General features: G+C 38.2%; 16 protein-coding genes. 1 reads left to right on the top strand and 15 read right to left on the bottom strand.

The features are described from left to right. Positions 1 to 17: 17 nt before the first annotated feature. From MJY40_RS03860 to MJY40_RS03820, 9 genes are all read right to left on the bottom strand, one after another. A complete protein-coding gene (locus MJY40_RS03860) occupies positions 18 to 1,289 on the bottom strand; it encodes a Na+/H+ antiporter NhaC family protein (RefSeq protein WP_317855743.1) in 1,272 nt (423 codons plus the stop codon). Between the two features lie 389 nt (positions 1,290 to 1,678). Beyond that, complete coding sequence (locus MJY40_RS03855) at positions 1,679 to 2,659, bottom strand: ABC transporter permease (protein ID WP_317855742.1); 981 nt, start codon at positions 2,657 to 2,659, stop codon at positions 1,679 to 1,681. 10 nt (positions 2,660 to 2,669) lie between these two features. Then, complete coding sequence (locus MJY40_RS03850) at positions 2,670 to 4,169, bottom strand: sugar ABC transporter ATP-binding protein (protein WP_317856408.1); 1,500 nt, start codon at positions 4,167 to 4,169, stop codon at positions 2,670 to 2,672. A 113-nt stretch (positions 4,170 to 4,282) separates the two neighbouring features. Next, complete coding sequence (locus MJY40_RS03845; RefSeq protein ID WP_317855741.1) at positions 4,283 to 5,290, bottom strand: substrate-binding domain-containing protein; 1,008 nt, start codon at positions 5,288 to 5,290, stop codon at positions 4,283 to 4,285. A 42-nt stretch (positions 5,291 to 5,332) separates the two neighbouring features. After that, entirely contained in the window at positions 5,333 to 6,355 is a 1,023-nt protein-coding gene (locus MJY40_RS03840) for a LacI family DNA-binding transcriptional regulator (RefSeq protein ID WP_317855740.1), read from the bottom strand. A 70-nt stretch (positions 6,356 to 6,425) separates the two neighbouring features. Beyond that, positions 6,426 to 6,752, bottom strand: a complete 327-nt coding sequence (locus tag MJY40_RS03835) for a hypothetical protein (protein WP_317855739.1) — start codon at positions 6,750 to 6,752, stop codon at positions 6,426 to 6,428. Between the two features lie 414 nt (positions 6,753 to 7,166). Continuing rightward, on the bottom strand, positions 7,167 to 8,051 hold the full coding sequence (locus MJY40_RS03830; RefSeq protein ID WP_317855738.1) for an aldose 1-epimerase family protein: 885 nt from the start codon (positions 8,049 to 8,051) through the stop codon (positions 7,167 to 7,169). Between the two features lie 17 nt (positions 8,052 to 8,068). Further along, a complete protein-coding gene (locus tag MJY40_RS03825; RefSeq protein WP_317855737.1) occupies positions 8,069 to 9,031 on the bottom strand; it encodes a carbohydrate kinase family protein in 963 nt (320 codons plus the stop codon). Between the two features lie 21 nt (positions 9,032 to 9,052). Further along, a complete protein-coding gene (locus tag MJY40_RS03820) occupies positions 9,053 to 9,730 on the bottom strand; it encodes a D-lyxose/D-mannose family sugar isomerase (protein ID WP_317855736.1) in 678 nt (225 codons plus the stop codon). 145 nt (positions 9,731 to 9,875) lie between these two features. Between MJY40_RS03820 and MJY40_RS03815 the strand changes: the two genes are divergently transcribed. Continuing rightward, positions 9,876 to 10,763 carry an AraC family transcriptional regulator gene (locus MJY40_RS03815; RefSeq protein ID WP_317855735.1) on the top strand — a complete coding sequence of 296 codons (888 nt, stop codon included), beginning with the start codon at positions 9,876 to 9,878 and terminating at the stop codon, positions 10,761 to 10,763. On the opposite strand, the gene MJY40_RS03810 is transcribed toward MJY40_RS03815, so the two are convergent. The 6 genes from MJY40_RS03810 to MJY40_RS03780 form a co-directional block, all read right to left on the bottom strand. Continuing rightward, positions 10,760 to 12,232: a sugar ABC transporter ATP-binding protein gene (locus MJY40_RS03810; RefSeq protein WP_317855734.1), complete on the bottom strand. Its 1,473-nt coding sequence runs from the start codon at positions 12,230 to 12,232 to the stop codon at positions 10,760 to 10,762. The two genes, MJY40_RS03815 and MJY40_RS03810, sit on opposite strands and share 4 nt — an antisense overlap. Next, the gene (locus MJY40_RS03805; protein WP_317855733.1) at positions 12,229 to 13,269 is read right to left on the bottom strand and encodes a sensor histidine kinase; all 1,041 of its coding nucleotides are present in this window, start codon (positions 13,267 to 13,269) and stop codon (positions 12,229 to 12,231) included. The genes MJY40_RS03810 and MJY40_RS03805 overlap by 4 nt, the downstream gene beginning before the upstream one ends. Before the next feature lie 60 nt (positions 13,270 to 13,329). Beyond that, positions 13,330 to 14,913: a response regulator transcription factor gene (locus MJY40_RS03800; protein WP_317855732.1), complete on the bottom strand. Its 1,584-nt coding sequence runs from the start codon at positions 14,911 to 14,913 to the stop codon at positions 13,330 to 13,332. A 198-nt stretch (positions 14,914 to 15,111) separates the two neighbouring features. Beyond that, the gene (locus tag MJY40_RS15625) at positions 15,112 to 16,923 is read right to left on the bottom strand and encodes a substrate-binding domain-containing protein (RefSeq protein ID WP_331488227.1); all 1,812 of its coding nucleotides are present in this window, start codon (positions 16,921 to 16,923) and stop codon (positions 15,112 to 15,114) included. A gap of 198 nt (positions 16,924 to 17,121) precedes the next feature. Next, entirely contained in the window at positions 17,122 to 18,141 is a 1,020-nt protein-coding gene (locus MJY40_RS03785) for an ABC transporter permease (RefSeq protein ID WP_317855731.1), read from the bottom strand. A gap of 13 nt (positions 18,142 to 18,154) precedes the next feature. Beyond that, on the bottom strand, positions 18,155 to 19,669 hold the full coding sequence (locus MJY40_RS03780; protein WP_317856406.1) for a sugar ABC transporter ATP-binding protein: 1,515 nt from the start codon (positions 19,667 to 19,669) through the stop codon (positions 18,155 to 18,157). Between the last annotated feature and the right edge of the window lie 53 nt (positions 19,670 to 19,722).

Here is a 19,722-nt window from a genome sequence, read left to right as displayed (position 1 = left end):
TCAATATTTCTTTTAAATTATTTTTCTTTGCCAAAAGCAATGAAACAAATTGCAGATACTGCCATCAACATTGGATAGAACAAGTATGGAATTGCTTCAATTGGACTGATTGCTGCCAAACTTGCTGCTGTCAACACTTGTGCACCATAAGGAATGATACCTTGACCAACAGATGTGAAGATATCCAAGATGGAAGCTGCTCTTTTGGGTGAAATTTCAAATTCATCACTGATTTCTTTTGCAATTGGACCAGCAATTACGATAGCCACTGTATTGTTTGCTGTTGCAACATCAGTTGCCAAAGACATTGCTGCAATACCAAATTCTGCACCTTTTTTGGATTTCACACTATTTTTGATGCCTGTAATGACATATTCAATACCACCATTTTCTTTGATAAGTGCAAATACAGCACCTACAATAATGGAAATAATTGTGATTTCAAACATACCATTCATACCAGAACCAATGACACCAAACACATCCAAGAATGCAAAGTCACCATAGAATAAACCAACACAGATGGAGAATACTGTTCCCAAACTCAAAACAATGAATACATTGACACCCAAAAGTGCTGTAATGAGTACCAACGCATATGGCAAAATACGAATGATATCATAGCGCAAATCGCCTTCTACTACATAGCTTGTGTTGAATGTAAGTGCCAAGAAAATCACCAAAGTCAATACTGCTGCTGGCAATACGATTTTGAAGTTTTCTTTGAATTTATCATTCATTTCACAACCTTGTGTACGTGTTGCTGCAATGGTTGTATCAGAAATCATAGAAAGATTATCCCCAAACATAGCACCACACACAACTGCTCCTACGCAAAGAGCAATTGGAATGCCTGCTTTGTCGCTGATACCAACTGCAATTGGTGTCAAAGCAACAACTGTACCTACAGATGTTCCCATGGAAATGGAAATCAAACAACCAATGATGAAAATACCCACAACTGCTACATTGGTTGGCAAAATGCTCAAACCAAAGTTGACTGCACTGATAGCACCACCAGCTGCTGTTACAGAACCAGAAAATGCACCTGCAAGCAAAAACACAAGACACATAATCATAATGTTTTCATTACCAGCACCTTTTGCTGCAAGACTCAACTTTTCATTGAGGTTCATTTTTGGATTTTGGAAGAACGCAACCACCAAAGCAATCAAGAATCCTACTGGTGCAGGCATCAAATAAAAATCACCTGTAATCACACCAAAACCAATGAACAATGCCAAGAACACAAATATAGGCAACCAAGCCCACAAACTACCTTTTTTCATAAACTACCTCCATACCTATAATAATAAAATAATAAAGTAATAATGCGACGGATTTGAGTATAACATAGACCGCATAATAACGCCATATTAAATTTGTATTCTACAGGAAAATGTAAGATATGTTTTTAAAAAAATGCAACCTTTTTCCAATTACTACCAACACTGTTTATTCTTGTCAAACACTACACTGTTTTTGCTCCAAAATAAAATTTCCCAACTCAATATAACGAGACCTAATGTAATCTATCAAATGGTTCGATGTGGGCATCAACCCCTACGATATCATATTAAGCCCCTTATCTTTAATTGAGACAAATAAAAAAGGTCACACTCCAAATTCATGAAATGTAACCTTTTTGAGATTCAATTTTATGTATTGCTATTTGCGATTATCTACCGCCTTTTTTGCTCTTTTTATCGATGAATACAGCGATAACAATCAATGCACCAACAGCGATATCCAAGATAAAGGAGTTGATACCCAAAAGTTGACCACCATTACTAATCATAGCGATGATAACTGTACCGATTACTGTACCAAATACAGAACCAACAGCACCACTGAGGGATGCACCACCAACTACAGCAGCAGCAACAGCATCCATTTCATAGCTGGTACCAGCAGTAGGTGTACCACTACCAAGTCTTGTAAGCATCAAGATACCAGCTACAGAAGCACAGAATGCACTGAATGCGTATACGTAGCAGATGTTTTTGCTGATTTTGATACCAGACAAACGAGCAGCTTCTTGGTCAGAGCCAATTGCATATACATTACGTCCAAAGATTGTGTATTTTGCAATGACAATACCAACAACTACGATTACAAGCCAAACATAAACCATTGCAGGGATACCAAAAAGTTTCAAGACTGCAAATTGACCAACAGATGATGGAACCAAAACTTTATTTGCATTGGACATCAACATAACCACACCACGGATGATAGCCATACCACCAAGTGTTGCGATAAAGGCAGGTACATTACCATAGTGGATAATCAAACCTTGGATAACCCCAACCAATGTACCAGCAACTACACCGATAATGATTGCAGGTGCAACACCCATGCCACCATCCATCAAGATTGCAGCAAGCATACCAGAAAATGCCAATGTAGAACCAACAGACAAGTCAATCCCACCTGTAATGATTACAAAAGTCATACCAATAGCAAGAATACCAACGATTGCTGTGGAACGAAGCAAGTTTGTAACATTACCCGCAGAAATAAATGTAGGGTTTATAACAGAAAGAGCAATTGTAAATACCAACCAGATCAAAACCAAGTTGAATTCAGGCATACTGCGGAGTCTTTTAAAAGTACTCATTTGTGTACCATCATTAGGTGTTTTTGTTTTTGTTTTCATAATATCCTCCTTACGCAGTTTCCAAACCGGAAGCCATTCTCAACAATCTTTCATCATTAAATTCTTCTCTTTCCAATGTACCCATCACTTTACCACCATCGGTGATAACCATGATACGATCAGCAAGACCCATAATTTCAGGTAAGTAAGAAGAAATCATAATAACAGATTTGCCCTGGCTCAACAATTCTTCCATCAATTTATAAATTTCAGATTTTGCCCCAACGTCGATACCAACAGTAGGTTCATCGAAAATAAAGATTTCACTTTCACGACAAAGCCATTTTCCGATAACCACCTTTTGTTGATTCCCACCACTCAAGTTGATAACTTTTTGTGCAATACTTGGAGTTACAACACGCAATTTATCAGAATATTTTTGTGCCTTTTGTTTTTCTGTTCCTACATTGATAAATCCTAATTTGGAAATCAAATCATAGGAAGCAAGATTGATGTTGTTTGTGATGGAAGATCCCAAAGCAAGACCTTGTGTTTTTCTATCTTCTGGCAACAAACTAATACCATTATGGATACCATCCACTGGATTATGAATATCCACTTTTTTACCATGCAAAATGATTTCACCAGAATCCACAGGATCAGCACCAAAAATTGCACGTACAATTTCGGAACGTCCAGAACCAACAAGACCAAAGATACCTACAACTTCACCTTTGCGAACTGTCATATTCACGTGTTCAAATCTACCTTCTGCACACAAGTCTTTGACTTCCAAAGTAACTTCTCCACCAGGGAAATGTTCAATGGAATACATATCGCCAACGTCACGACCTACCATTTTGGATACCAAGTCGTTTTCATCTGTTTCGCTTGTTTTCAATGTTGTTACTGTATGACCATCTTTCAAAATTGTGATATTATCACAAACTTTGAAGATTTCTTCCATACGATGAGAAATATAAATAATGGCTGTGCCACGTTCTTTCAATGTTTGAATGATTTTGAATAATTCATTTACTTCGTCATTTGCCAAAAGAGCAGTTGGTTCATCCAAAATGAGCAACTTACTATGTTGGAAGAATTTTTTTGCAATAATAACCATTTCTTGTTGTGCTGCAGACAAACTGTGCACAAGTTGTCTTGCATCCACTTTGATATTGAGTTCGTCCAAAGCAGCTTGTGTTTCATGATACATACGATCCCAATCCACCAAGCCAATTTTATTTTTCAACAAACGGCCGAGGAAAAAGTTTTCTGCTACTGATAAATGTTTTGCAATTGTTACATCTTGATAAACAGCTGCCAAACCAAGTTCTTGTGCAGCAATTGGATTTGGTATTTCTACCTTTTTTCCTTCTACATAAATTTCTCCACTGGTTCTTTGGTGAACACCCATCAATGTTTTAATCAATGTGGATTTGCCGGCTCCATTTTCACCAACCAATGCGTGTACCTCTCCGCTACAGACAGAAAAATTAACATCTTGTAACGCTTTTACCCCAGGGAATTCCTTACAAATATTTTCCATGCGTACAAATTCTTTTCCCATGCTTTCCAAGAACAGCCCTCCTTACACCACTTACTTCTTAAAAAGATACTCCAAGGCATTACACCTTGGAGTATGTGATTATCATTAAATCATTGATTTAAAACTACTTCTGATTAAAGGTCTGCTGCCCATGTAACTTGAACACCTGTATCTACATAGCTTTCAACGCTTTCGCCTTTAACAAGTTTAGCTGCATATTCTGCACCCAAGTAACCCATGTTGTGTTGATCTTGGATAATGAGAGTTTTGATAACGCCATTTGCCAAAGCAATGAGTTCTTCTTCATCATCATCGAAAGCAACAACTGTGATTGCATCTTGTTTGCCAGCTTGTTCAACTGCTCTAGCAACACCATCACCAGTATGGTTGTTGTCAGCATAGATACCAACCAATGCAGAACCATGAGCTGTAATCAAGTTTTCTGTTGTTGTCATAGCTGTATCGATTTCATTGTCAACATAGATAGGATCCAAGCAGGACATACCAGGAGCGATTTCAGCCAATTTGTCGATGAAACCACCGTCACGGTCGATGATTGTTTGAACACCAGCAACAGCAGCAACGATAGCAACTGTACCTTCCAAAGCAATACCATTTTCGCTCATGTATTGAACCATAGCTTCAGCAGCCAATTCACCACCAGCGTAGTTGTCTGTTGCCAAGTGAGAAGAAACGTCTTCAGATGGCAATGCAGTATCAACTGTTACAACATAAATACCAGCAGCAGCAGCGTCAGCCAAAACAGCTGTAGCACCAGCATCTGCATTGGAACCCAAAACGATTGCATCAGGACCAGACAAGATTACGTTTTCCAACAATGTCAAAGAATCTTCGATGTCTGCTTCAGAAGCTGGACCTTGAACTGTTACGTTAACGCCATCTGTTTCAGCAGCATAAGCTTCTGCACCTTTACCAACGTTTTGCCAGAAAGCAGAGTCAGTACCTTTGATCAAAACAGCGATTTCGATGTCGCCTTCAGCTGCTGGAGCTGCTTCTTCTACTACTTCTGCTGCGGAATCATCAGCTGCTGGAGCTGCTGCTTCGGAAGATGAAGAAGAACTACATCCTGCAAGTGCACCGATCATAGACATTGTTAATGCGATTGCTAAAAATTTTTTCATAATACCCCTCCTAGATACGTTTGAATGTAATGTTTTCTTATCTTATCTGAGATCTTTGATAGACTCAGTTAAGGTCAATGTGTTTTTCAATTCTCTGTGAATTGGATTGTAATCTTCCATACCAGTTTGCATACGATGCAACAAAAGTTCAGAAGCTTCTGTTGCGATATCTGCTATTGGTTGACAAATGCTTGCAAATTCTGGCTTCAAACATCTCAAGAAACTATAATATGGAAATGCCGAAACTTTATCGAAGGTTAAAACCGAAACATCTTCTGGAATGTTCAAGTTATATTCCAACTTAGCACCCACTGCACCAGCTGCCAAATAAATATTGGAGCTGAATATCAAAGTTGGTGGATCTGGCAAATTCATAAGTTCTTGGAATTTCTCTGCTGAATCGTGCTCTGAAAGCGCTGAATGAATCACATATTCTGATCGAACAGGAATTCCATTTGCTCGCAGTGCATTTTCATATCCCCAATAACGAACTTGGTCTGAATATACATGTTCCTGCCCTCTAATGATGGCAATTTTTGTATGTCCCATTTGTATCACTTCTTGAATTGCATGATATGTAGCATAGTAATTGTCAGTTGTGACAGAATCACATTTGACATCACTGAGCAAACGATCGATCATAACCACTGGAATGCCCTTATCCAAAACCTCTTGGATATGTGCTCCATCAATGGCTCCTGATGCAATAATCAAACCATCAATTCTTTGATTGATCAGCACTCGAACTTGTTTCTTTTCAAGCTCAATGTCGTTGTTGTAGTTGTTGATCAAAGTTTGATAACCTTGTTCCCACAACTGTTGCTCCAAATCTTTTACAATTGGTGGAAAGAATGGGTCTGTGATATCTGGAATCACAATTCCAACCAACATGGTTTTATTGGATTTCAAACCACTTGCCAATGGATTTCTATGATAGTTTAAGACTTTGATGGAGTGTTCTATTTTCACTCTATTGTCATCTGTCACAGGTTTTCCATTGAGATATCTGGAAATTGTGGATCTGGATACACCAGAATGCTTTTCTACATCTAAAATGGTTCTCAATTTTATCACCTCTTGTACTTCACACAGTTTTCTTACAAGCTTTCATCTGTTGCAAAGCACTGTGACCTTCTTACTCTGGTTGGATTTCTTTGATTTCAATGATAACTTGTTGATATTCAACGAAAGCAACTCTACTAATATCATCATAAGGACAAATGAATTCAATCAATACTCTACCTTCGCTTACCAATTCATCATAGTTGTCTACATTGAATGCAAGATGTGGTTCTGTACGAAGTTCCTTAGGAAGTTTTGTATTTTCTTCTGGAATATACAAATATTCAAAGTTCATTGGATGTTCTGCACAATCTGTAACAAAGCAATCCAACAATGGTACATAACTTGCGTTTTCTGGTTTTTCTTTTACTGGTACGCAATAGTGACTATATTCGTGCATTTGTCTACGCCTCCTTAACTGTCTTTACCCCTTTTGATGAGAACGTTCTTATGCTTAAATTATAGTACTCTAATCCCAATTTGTAAACACTTTTTCACAGAAACGGTACTTTACCCTAATAATATCACCCGTTTTTGTGCTATATGCACAGTGGTTTTCGTAAGAACATTCTTATGTGTCAATAAACCACTGCTACTTTTGTGACACTTCACAAGAATTTAACATACTGTTTCACTGTGCCTTTTTCACAGTAAAGTATATTGTTTTACTATGGTTTTCTGTGCATATATTCTACCATTTCACTAGGGATGTCCATATAATATGTACGTAGTTCGTATGCAAATAAAAAAGCAATGCATCTCCATTTGATTGCAAACAGAAATCCATTGCTTTGATTGACTTTATTTTTCTTATTTATCTTTCCAAAATGACTTCCAACTGCCATCCACTGTGATACACTGCATCAGATTCCAAAGAAACCAAATCTGCTTGTGTTTCCAATTCTGCAATCATATCTTTTCTGGAAGGAATAGAAGACCAAGGTTCGATACATACATAAGGTGCATCGGTCTTTGGCATGTGCCAGATTCCCAAATAAGGCATATCTTTATATTCCATGTGCAAAGCTTTTTTGCCTTTTGGCGCAAATAAAGTAACACTTCTTGCCATATCACGCAAAATAATTGCATCATCATCAAACATATTGTGGGCAAATGGCAAACGCACACCATCTTCCAATGCAAATGGTACATCTTGACCATTGACATAGCAATCATCACTCATACCAACACGAAATGCTTCTGTCACTTCACCAAATTCCATACAATAATCAGAATAGTCCAGACCATCTTCCATTGGCACACAGAAACCAGGATGTCCTCCAATACCAAAATACATAGTGGTATCGTTTTTGTTTTCTACATCATAATTCACAAGGAGTTTGTTGTCTGCCAAAGAATATGTCACAGACAATCCAAATGCAAATGGATATGCTTCTTTTGTGGTTTCGCTATCGCCTAAGAAGAAAGTGATGGAATCCGCTTCTTGTTTTGCAACAGAAAATACAGAACTGCTTGCAAAACCATGAATGGTCATTTCATAAACTTGTTTGTTGTACATATATTTTCCTTGTGTCAAACGTCCCACATAAGGGAACAACATAGGAGAACGATCTTTCCAATAAGACACATCCCCTTGCCACAAATATTCTGCACCGCTTGCATCTTGGATAGACCAAAGCTCTGCACCTTTGTCTGCAATTTGTACTTGCAAACATTCATTTTTGATTTCATATATCATAGAGTTACCTCCATTTTTTATTTCATGGTTTCATATCTTGCTTTGCTATCAGAAAATTCTGGCATGGATGGAATACCACCACGTTTTTCTACACAAAGACTTGCAACAGCATTGCCAAAACGAGCAAATTCTACGCCATCAGCAATTGTAATTTCTTCTGGTTTTTTACCACTTTTGAGGAATTCGGAAACAAATGCACCAAAGAAGGAATCTCCTGCACCTGTGGTATCCACAACCTGACTTTTGTATCCTGCTACATATGCACCACCAGAAGCGTTACATACATAAGCACCGTCACCACCAAGGGTAACCACAAGGAAGGTTGTGCCTTCTGCCAAAAGCATCTTTGCACCTACTTCAATATCTTCTTGACCAGTCATCAAAACCAATTCTTCATCAGATACTTTCATCAAGTCTGTATGAGGAATCATTTCTTTCATTTCTCTAACAGCACGTTCCACATCATCTCTCCAAAGAGAAGGTCTGTAGTTTGGATCGTATGTTACAATACAACCCAATTCTTTTGCTTTTTGGATTGCATATCTAGTTGCAGAAGCACTTGGTTCATCTGGCAAAGACAAACCACCAAAGTGGAATACTCGACTGTTTTTGAGCAATTCCAAGCTCACTTCTTCTGGTTTGATGAGGGTATCTGCACCTGGTTTTCTTGCAAAGGAGAAGTTTCTTTCTCCATTTGCATCAATACCTACAAAAGCAAGTGTTGTAAATGCAGAATCATCCACAAGCAAATTGCTTGTATCAATTCCTGCACTTTTTAGGGTTTCCATCATAAATTCACCATGCATATCGTTACCCACTTTGCCAACAAAAGCAGTTTTCATACCACATTTGTTTGCAGATGCCAACATATTTGCTGGTGCACCACCTGGATTTTGTTCAAACAATTTTTGACCATCTTTGGAAATGCCATTGTATGTAAAATCAATTAGGATTTCGCCCAAAGCTGTAATATCGATCATAATTTCATCCTCCTGATTTGCTTATTTTGCTTTTGGATATTCGTTGCACAACAAACGGTATGGAGCTTCGTCTTCTTCGATGGTTGGGAAACGACCCACTTCTGGATTGAAACGGTTGTCCACGTTATCATCGTTACATTGGGAAACTTCACCGATCAAAACATCGCCTGTACCTGGTTTTACATCGAAATCGTGGTATTGATGCGGCCACAATGTGATGCTTTGACCTGGTGCCAATTCAACACCTGTACCAGCTGGCACATAGTAGGAACGTCCATCAGAGTTTACCAATACATCTGTGTCACCCAATTCGCCATTGTCATCGTTGTATACGTGGATGATCATAACACCACCACCTCTGTTGATGATGTCTTCACTTTTGCTCCAGTGGAAATGCATTGGAGAATGTTGACCTTCTTTCAACATGATGAGTTTTTCTGCATATACTTTTTTGTATTTTGGATCTTTCAAGTTACCATTACGAATTGTGATCAAAGCAAAACCAACTTTTTCGAAATCACCCAAACCGTAATCTGTGATATCCCATCCAAGCATATTGTCACGAATTTCATCGTATTCATCGCTTTTTTCTGCCCATTCTTCTGGTGTGAAATGACAGAATGGAGGAAGTGCAAATTTGTACTCTGCAATCATTTTTTCCATGTCTTTGATTGCTGCATTGATTTCTGATCTTTTCATAATAATCTCCCTTTCTTTGTCCTAAATTGTTTTATTTGTTTGGTGTTTTTATATTTGACTTATTCTTAACTCTAGTATAAAATTATTTATATTGTATTACTATCACTTATATTTGCCATACAAAATTAATGATTTGAGGTGTCCTATGGAACATGGTATCAATTGGAAGGATACGTATTTTTCTTCCAGCTCCAGAAAAGTGTATACACAAAACGAACTGAATATTCCAGCTCTTGTCACCTTTGCAAAGCATACCATGAATCATGCAGTTCCACCACTGCCAGATCATTTTCATGAGAACTGTTTTGAGCTGACTTTGGTGACCAGTGGCTCCATTTCCTTTACTGTTGGCAAAAAACAATATGATTTGTCTGGTTCTGATGTGTTTTTGACTTTTCCAAGTGAAGTACACAGCACCAATTTCTTGCCACTTTCTGCTGGTGAAATCATTTGGTTTCAACTGGATATCAGTGACCCTACAAAATGTTTCTTTTTGAATGAAGAAGCATCTTTGGATTTGTTTGCAAAATTGCAACAATTGCAACACCACACCATTCATACAAAAAATACAAAAATTGTAGAATATATCAAAGAAGCCTTTTCTCTTACGGTGCAACCTGAAAATAAGTTCCTCATTGCTCAATATTTGACACTGGCTTTGACAAAACTGGTTTCTTTGGATGACACCACAACAGAAGTCACTGATGATATCCAAGAAGTTTTGTATTACATTCAAAAAAACATTACCACACCTTTGATGTTGGACGAATTGGCAGATGTAGCTGGTTTATCCACATCTCAATTCAAGCAAAAATTTCGCTTGCAAACGGGTATGACACCTAGGTATTATGTGAATTTACAAAAAATTGGTGTTGCCAAAAAATTGCTGGCAGAAGGTAACTCCATTACACATACTGCAATGGAATTGGGTTTTGATACCAGTAGCTATTTTGCTGTGGTATTCAAACGATATTTGGCTTGTACTCCAAAGGAATACCAAAAACGTCATTTACAAAAAGACGAAATACATTAATACAAATGCTTCCAAGGTGCCAAAACAGGAATTTCACCAAATTCTTCTCTGGTATATTCCTGAACAGACCTTGATTTGTCTATACAAACCAAACGATCTGCAATGGCTAAGGAATCTGCTAGGTTGATGGTCAAAACCACAACACCAATTCCCTTTTCCAAAAATTGTTCCAATAATGTCCAAATATACATTCTATGTGCCAAATCTGCACCACGAAATGGTTGGATACAGAACACCACCTTTGGTTTTTGCAACAAAATACGCTCATATACCAATTGGTATTTTTGTTTTTCTGTCAAATCTTCCACAGCTGTATCAAATACACCATCATCCAAACGGTTGGAATATTCCTTTTGGATGCTTTTTCTAATTTTATTTCCAATCCAAACACCTTTCATGCGTCGGTCTAAGTTGAAACATAAGTTGGATGTATAATTCAAATCAGAGAACAGCATGGTTTTTGTTGGAAATTCTTTGATGACTGCAACGTCTTTGTTTTTGTATAGGGTTGATTTGATTTCATCTATTTCCAAATAACTTTCTCGTGTCAGCAATCCATTGATATCCACCGATAACATAGCGTCATACAGTTGATTGTCCATACATTGCACCACCAAACATTCGCCTGCATGCACCCAAAAATCCAATGCTTTGCCACTATCTTTAAACACACTATGAATTTTACATACAGAACTTTCATCAAGTTTCTTTTCTTTTTTATGTTCCAAATAGCCACGAATCAATGTGTCATATTCTTCTGTCAAAACAGCCAAATTATCTGCTGTCATCTCATGTGCTTGCAAAACCTTTTCAATTCGACCACTGGAAAGCACCGCTACACGACTACAAATCTGCATAATATCCTCCAAATGAGAGCAAATGTACAGAAATGCATATCCTTTTTTTGCATAGTAACGAATGATTTCATAAAATTTCAACAGTTCTTCACCAGTAATTAAAGATTCAATATCCTTCAAAACAATCAGCTTATGACCTGCTACAATTCCTTTCAATAATTCAACCACCATACGTTCAAATGTGGTCAAACGTTCCACATATGCATCTGCTACAATTTCCACACCAATATCATCCAAAAAAGGTTGCAACTGTTTGCGTAACACACTTTTTCTGATCATTTGCTGGCGAAACCCTTTACGCAAAACGAATACATTATCAGAAACCGTCATACGTTCCACCAAACAAGATTTGCTTTCAATGACAGTGATGCGATTTTGATTGGTTCCAGCACCTTTCCAAGAGTTGACCAAATTTTCTTGGTAATATACATACCCATCATACAAGGGTAAATTTGTTTGCAAAAGAGATAAAAAAGCTGACAAACCAAAGGAATTAATGGGAATCATACCCATAATTTCACCAGCAAAGATATGCAAATTGAAATCCACCAACTTTGTAATTTCATGTTCTTTGTAGGTAATACGCTCCATACGAAACATTTCTTTTTTCATGAAAGCACACCTCTATCTGATACTTCACGATCACTGACAATGACTGGAATGCTAATTTCCACATCAGTCCCCTTACCTTGGATGGAATAGACATGCATCCCATATTCTTCACCAAAAATCAAATGAATTCGGTTGTTTACATTAACCAATGCAATACCACCCTTTTCACCTGGTCGCTTATGCAACACTTGGGAACTGTCTTTTCGCAATTTGCGGTTCAATTTCCAAAGGGTTTCTTCATCCATACCAATGCCATCATCAGAAATGCGAATCAACAATCGTTTTTCTGTACACTCAAATTGAATGTGCAAGTTTCCTGTACCAATTTTCAATTCTGTACCATGAATGATACTATTTTCCAAAATGGGTTGCAAAGTCAATTTCGGCATACGATAATGACGGATTTGTTCCCATTCTTCCTCATCATATGTAATATGCAATTGCAAACGTTCTCCAAAACGATATTTTTGAATACGGAAATAGGTTCTGCAATTTTCCAATTCTTCTTCCACAGACACCAAATTTTCCACTTTGGATATGGTATATCTAAAGAAAGTTGCTAATGCTTCTGTCATATCTGCAACACTATCCAACCCTTCAATCAACGCTTCACCACGAATACTTTCCAATGTATTGTACAAAAAATGTGGATTGATTTGATTTTGTAGCGCCAAATACTGTGCCTGTCTTTTGTTCAAATCATAAACTTCTGGTGAATGCAACATTTCATGAATGCGATACAATTCCTTTTCTGAAGATGGTGTCAAAAAGGTTTTTTCTAAGTCTGGCTGCATCAATTCATAGCCATCTAAAAATCGTTGCATCATCTTTTCTGCTTTGCGATATGGCAATAGCACACGAAACCAGCCATATGAACACAGCACAACAAATGCACAAATCAACCAAAGCAATGGAAGTGGTGATGTGGCTCCGCTTGCCCAAAGAATGATTTGATATATTGTCTGTTGCAAAAACAACACAAATACACAGATTCCCACAAAGAAAAACCTATGAGAAATATATTTGATTGGTTTCATGGATTTTCCTCCTATCGATTAAGGTGTCGAGAATTGAACACACTCGTCCTCAGCGACACCTTAACCATACAATTTGCGATATGCACTTGGTTTCAAACCTGCTGCTTTTTCAAATGTACGAGTAAAATGTTTCAAATCATGGTATCCAACTGCTTCACAAATTTCAAATACAGAATGGTTTGTTTCTCTTAGCAAACGCTTTGCTTCTTCCATACGTATATTGATTAAATATTTTGCAAAACCTTCTCCAATTTCTTTTTTGAACAAAGCACTGAAATATGTGGTACTCAAACCAACCACATCACTGACTTCTTCCAATGTAATTTGTTCTTTGTAATGATTTTGGATGTACTGTTTTGCCATACGTATGGGTCTCAGTGCATCGTTTTCTCTTTCCTTTTGCAATCCTTCTATGATGGTTCCTTGTAATTTTTCCAAGGTGTCAAACAATTTATCCACAGAATTGCATTGGTTGCAATCTTCCTTAAATTGCTCCAAAATTTCTTTTTGTTCCTTCAAATTCAATTGCATCAAAAATACAGTTCCTGCTGAAATCACCAAATCCAAAACTTCATAACCACGTACATTTTTTGGCATTTCTTTACGCAAATATGCAACTGCATCTACACTTTCTTCTTTGCTATATATTTCAATGGCATGTGGTATCATACGCACATATTTTTCCAATAAATTCTTATCCTGCAAACCCATTTCTTTTGGCATGCTTTCCATCAAACGTTCTGTTCCCGTGATGAAACGTTCCTCCACAAGCAATCTGGTTTCTTGCAAAGCAATTGGCAATTTTTCTGGTGTTTTCAAAACTTCACCCAATGCCAAAGAAAACTCAATGGGTCCCAAAACGCTTTTTTGCATCACCAATTGGTTCAAACAATCACGCAAAACCCGACGTACATCTTCTTGTTTTTTACCATCGTATAACAAAACGCCATATCCACAATATTCACGCACATCCAGAACAATATCCAAGCAGATGCCACGTAAATTCCCCATTACGATATCTCGAATTTTTTCATGGATGATTCTATCTTCTGAAACACCACCTACATGCAAATCGTAATCCATTTTCATACAAAATGTTTGGTACACACCCTTTTCCATTGGGAAATGATAGGATGTTTGCAACAATTCTGCAGTCCAGTCCAATTCATGTTTATCCAACAAATCGGAAATCAGATTCTTTTTCATTTGTTTCTTTGCCATTTGGCTATGTTCCATCATTTGTTGATGATCAATTTCCAAGACTTTTCGATGACGTATTCTTTCACATAGTTTTTGCAAAGTTTGGTTCAACTCCACCTTATTGATGGGCTTCAACAAATAGTCCCCAATTCCAAATTTGATGGCTGCCTGTGCATATGGAAAATGAGCAAACCCACTGATGATGATAAATTCCACATCTGTATTGGTTTCTCTGACTCGTTCAATCATTTGCAAACCATCACATCCAGGCATACGAATGTCTGTAATCAAAATGTCTGGATTCCAAACTTTTACCAGCTCAATAGCCTCCAAACCATTGGCTGCAACGCCAACCACTTCCATACCCATAGATTCCCAATCCACCAAAGCCTTAATCAGCCTGCAAATTCTTTCCTCATCATCTGCAATGATTACCTTTAACATACCCCATACCTCCAAATCCTTTTGATTTGCACAATCGTTGGTTCTTTCCCCAAAAAACCATTCTAAATTTATCATAACATATTTTTCTCTTGTTTTCTATTCTACAAAACTAACGAAAACAAGATAATATGCAGAAAACCGCCGATTTTCATCGACGGTCTTCCTTTTATTTTAGGTATGTAAAATTATGTTGGGAACTTATTTCAAAACAGAAACGCCTGTATCTGTTACAGCACCACCAGCGCTAGCGCCTTCCAATGCAGCAACACAAGCTTCAACACCCATGGAACCCATTACTGCAGGGTTTTGAGCCATTGTGCAAAGCAAGTAACCATCAGCGATCAAGTTCAAGATTGCATCAGATTGGTCGAAACCAACACCGATGATAGAGCTATCGCCAGCAGCTTTGATTGCATTACCAGCACCTGTTGTGGAGCCTTCATTTGCACCAAAGATACCAACAACGCCTTGTGTTACATAGTTTTCTGCAATACTTTGAGATTTAGCAGCATCGCCTTCACCATATTGTGTTTCCAAGATTGTGAAATCTGTGCCTTCGAATGCTTGACGGAAGCCTTCTTCACGCATTACACAAGAATCTGTTGCAGCATTAACATTGATGATACCAATGTTGCCACTTGTTGTGCCAGCTGCTGTAAGAGCTGCCAACATTTCTTCACCAGCTGTAACACCAGCTGCTTTGTTATCTGTAGAGAATGTTGCTTCTGCATCCAAGTTAGCAGGAGAGTCAACATAAACGATTGTGATACCAGCATCTTGTGCTTCTTTCAAAGCAGAAGAGATTGCGTCAGGACCATTTGCAGCAACCATGATAGCATTGTAACCACCAGCTACAGCATTGTTAACACTTTCGATTTGTTGTGCATCGTCTTTTGTGTTAGGGGACATGAAGGAAACTTCAACACCCAATTCAGAAGCTTTTGCTTGAGCGCCTTCGTTCAAGGATACCCAATGTTGGTCAATGGAGTCCATTGTGATCAAAGCGATTTTCCAAGCTTGGCTAGCAACTACTGCATCAGCAGAAGCAGAAGCGGAAGAACCACCAAGGTAAGCAGCATCTACTACAGAAACGCCTGTATCTGTTACAGCGCCACCAAGAGATTCGCCACCGATTGCAGCTACAGCAGCTTTAACGCCTTCATAACCCATTACAGAAGGGTTTTGCGCCATTGTACAAAGCAAGTAGCCATCAGTTACCAAGTTCAAGATTGCATCGGAAGTATCGAAACCAACACCAACGATATCGCTTGTGCCAGCAGCTTTGATCGCATTACCAGCACCAGTTGTGGAACCTTCATTGGCACCGAAGATACCAACAACACCTTGTGTTACATAGTTTTCTGCAATACTTTGGGATTTAGCAGCATCGCCTTCACCATATTGTGTTTCCAAAATTTCAAAGCTAGAACCTGCGAATGCTTCACGGAAACCTTCTTCACGCATTACACAAGAATCTGTTGCAGCATTTACATTGATGATACCGATGGAACCGCCTGTTACGCCAGCTTCAGCGAAAGCTGCCAACATTTGTTCACCAGCGATTGTACCAGCTGCTTTGTTGTCTGTGGAGAATGTTGCTTCTGCATCTACGTTTGCAGGGGAGTCAACATAAACGATTTTAAGGCCTGCTTCTTGTGCTTCTTTCAAAGAAGAAGAGATTGCATCAGGACCATTTGCAGCAACGATGATTGCTTGGTAGCCACCAGCAACTGCATTGTTAACGCTTTCGATTTGTTGTGCATCATCTTTTGTGTTAGGGGACATGAAAGTCACTTCAACACCCAATTCTGCTGCCGCTTCTTGTGCACCGTCATTCAAAGAAATCCAGTGTTGATCAATGGAGTCCATTGTGATCAAAGCGATTTTTGTTGCACTAGCATCTGCTGCTGTTGTGCTTGTTTCTGTTGTTGCACTGCTGCTGCTTCCACAAGCTGCGAGAGATGCAACCATGGATGCACAACATAAAATAGATAATACTTTTTTCTTCATTGTTTCTCCTCCTTTTAATACCCTATTAGTAACCAAGTGTAAAATACACTTGCAATACCTTGTGAAGAACAAAGAATGAATTTTCCTTGTATCAAAGCTATATTCACTTTTCATTCTTCATACCACATTGAGACATGTGGCATATCCCTATCCGCCTAAAGGTGGGCATGAAACCCACCTCATAAGCAGTTAAGTTTCTCATTGTTTTTTCTTTTTACCAAAGCTGAAGCTGTTGTTTCTCAAAACTACATCAAGCAATACAGCGAATGTTACGATAACCCCAATTACAACACGTTGGATACCTACTTGCGCACCAATCATGTTCAAACCATTTTCCAATACTTGCCATACCAAAGCACCAGCCAAAGTACCAAGCAAGAGACCAGTACCACCAAGAGGAGATACCCCACCGATAACACCAGCAGCAACACCGTACATTTCGTACATATTACCAGCTTCCATGTTACCCATACCTGCTTGTGCACAAAGAATCAAACCTACTACTGCAGAACAAATTGCACTGATGATGTATACTTTTGTTGTTGTTGCAACTACGTTTACACCAGAAAGTTTTGCTGCATCCACATTGGAACCAATTGCATAGATATGTCTACCAGTTCTTGTTTTGGAAAGAATGAAGAAGCAAATTACAAAGATTACCATTGCAATCCAGAAAGTGTTGTAAACGCCTGCTGTTTTACCATAGTAGAAGAAGTTTTGGAATGCATCGCCAACTTCTTTGCCAACGCCTGTTGTAATTGCATCTGTATTTCTATTACCATTTACCATGTAAGCAACACCACGAGTTACGAACATTGTACCCAAAGTTGCAATGAATGGAGGCAATTTGAATTTACCAACCAAACAACCATTTGCAACACCAACCACAACGCTACAAGCAAGTGTTATGATGATTGCAATTGCAGGACTTACACCCATTGTCATAAGTGTTGCAGAAATCATAGCACTCATACCAACAACAGCACCAATGGAAAGGTCGATGTTACCTGTGATGAGTACATAACTTTGTGCGATACCAATGAGCAAATATTTTGACATGGAACGTAACAAGTTCATTGTGTTTTGAGATGTAAATACTGTACTATTGATCAAACCAAATGCAACATAGATAACCACCAAACCAACAAATGCAGTCAAAGCAGCACCCATACCACGAATTGCTAAAAATTGTTTCAACGGATTTTTCTTATCATTCATCGTTTCTTCCCCCTTAAACAGCTTTTGATTCCATTTTATTTTCGAAACTTGTTGCCAATGTCAAGATTTCACTTTGAGTGGTTTCTCTTGCCATTACTTCACCTGTAATTCTACCATCGCACATTACGATGATACGATCTGCGATACCCATTGCTTCTGGCATTTCAGAAGATACAAAGATAACAGCAATACCTTCTTGTTTCAATTTGTTCATCAAGTTATAGATTTCAACTTTAGCACCAACGTCAATACCCCTTGTTGGTTCATCGAAAATAACCACTTTGGAATCTCTAGCAAGCCATTTACCAACAACTACTTTTTGTTGATTACCACCAGACAAACTGCTGGCATCCACTTCTACAGTAGGTGTTTTGATGAGCAAGTTCTTTACTGCTTTTACACAAAGCTCTTGTTCTTTTCTACTGTTGATGACTTCCAATTTGTTGCAAATCATATCTAGGTTTGGCAGTGTCAAATTTTCTCTAATACTGAGTTTTGTACACAAACCATCTTTTTTTCTATCTTCAGGAGCAAGTACCAAACCTTGTTTGATGGCATCCATTGGACAGTTGATTTTGATTTCTTTGCCTTCCAAGTAGATTTCTCCACCTGATTTTTTATCAGCACCAAAAAGTGCTCTTGTCATTTCAGTTCTACCAGCACCCATAAGCCCTGCAAAACCTACAATTTCACCTTCATATACAGAGAAGTTGATATCACGTACCAAAGGACCAGCATTGAGGTTTTTCACTTCAAATACTTTTTTGCCTTTTTCACAATCCACTCTAGGGAATTGTTCTGTGATTTCACGACCAACCATGTTTGTGATGATTTCGTCCATTGTTGCATCTTTAAAGTTCATTGCTGTGATGTATTGACCATCACGCATAATTGTAACACGATCTACAATGTGTTGCAACTCTTCCAAACGATGGGATATGTAAACGATACCGCAACCATCATCACGGAGTTTTCTGATGATACGGAACAATTCATCAATTTCTTTCGCTGTCAATGCAGAAGTTGGTTCATCCATGATCAAAACTTTTGCATTCATGGAAAGTGCTTTTGCAATTTCAACCATTTGTTGTTTGGAAACTGGCAAATCCCCAACCACTTGTTTTGGATCGATATCCACTTTCAAGTCATCCAAGAATTTCTTTGCAATTGCTTCCATTTCAGCATTCTTGAGTGCAAACTTACCTGTAATTTCTCTACCCAAAAACATATTTTCTGCAACTGATAAATGTTTACACATGTTCAATTCTTGATGGATGATTGCCACACCAGCAGCTTGTGCTTGCTTAGGTGTCAAATCGCCATATTCTTGACCAAACAATTCCAATGTGCCTTCATCTCTTGTGTAAACACCACTCATAATTTTCATCAAAGTGGATTTACCAGCACCATTTTCACCCAACAATGCCATAACTTCGCCAGAATTTAATTCGAAGTCTACATTGTCCAACGCTTTTACGCCTGGGAAACTCTTTTGTATGCCTTTCATTTTAACAATACATTGACCCAATCCATTCACATCCCCTTTTTTTTGCTTTTTGTGTTGTTGTCACTAACACTTCT

Origin of the sequence: Chakrabartyella piscis, assembly GCA_030067835.1 — a bacterium.
GTDB lineage: Bacteria > Bacillota > Clostridia > Lachnospirales > Anaerotignaceae > Chakrabartyella > Chakrabartyella piscis.
Note: the sequence above shows the minus strand (reverse complement) of the source record. Positions and strands in the feature narration are given on the sequence as shown.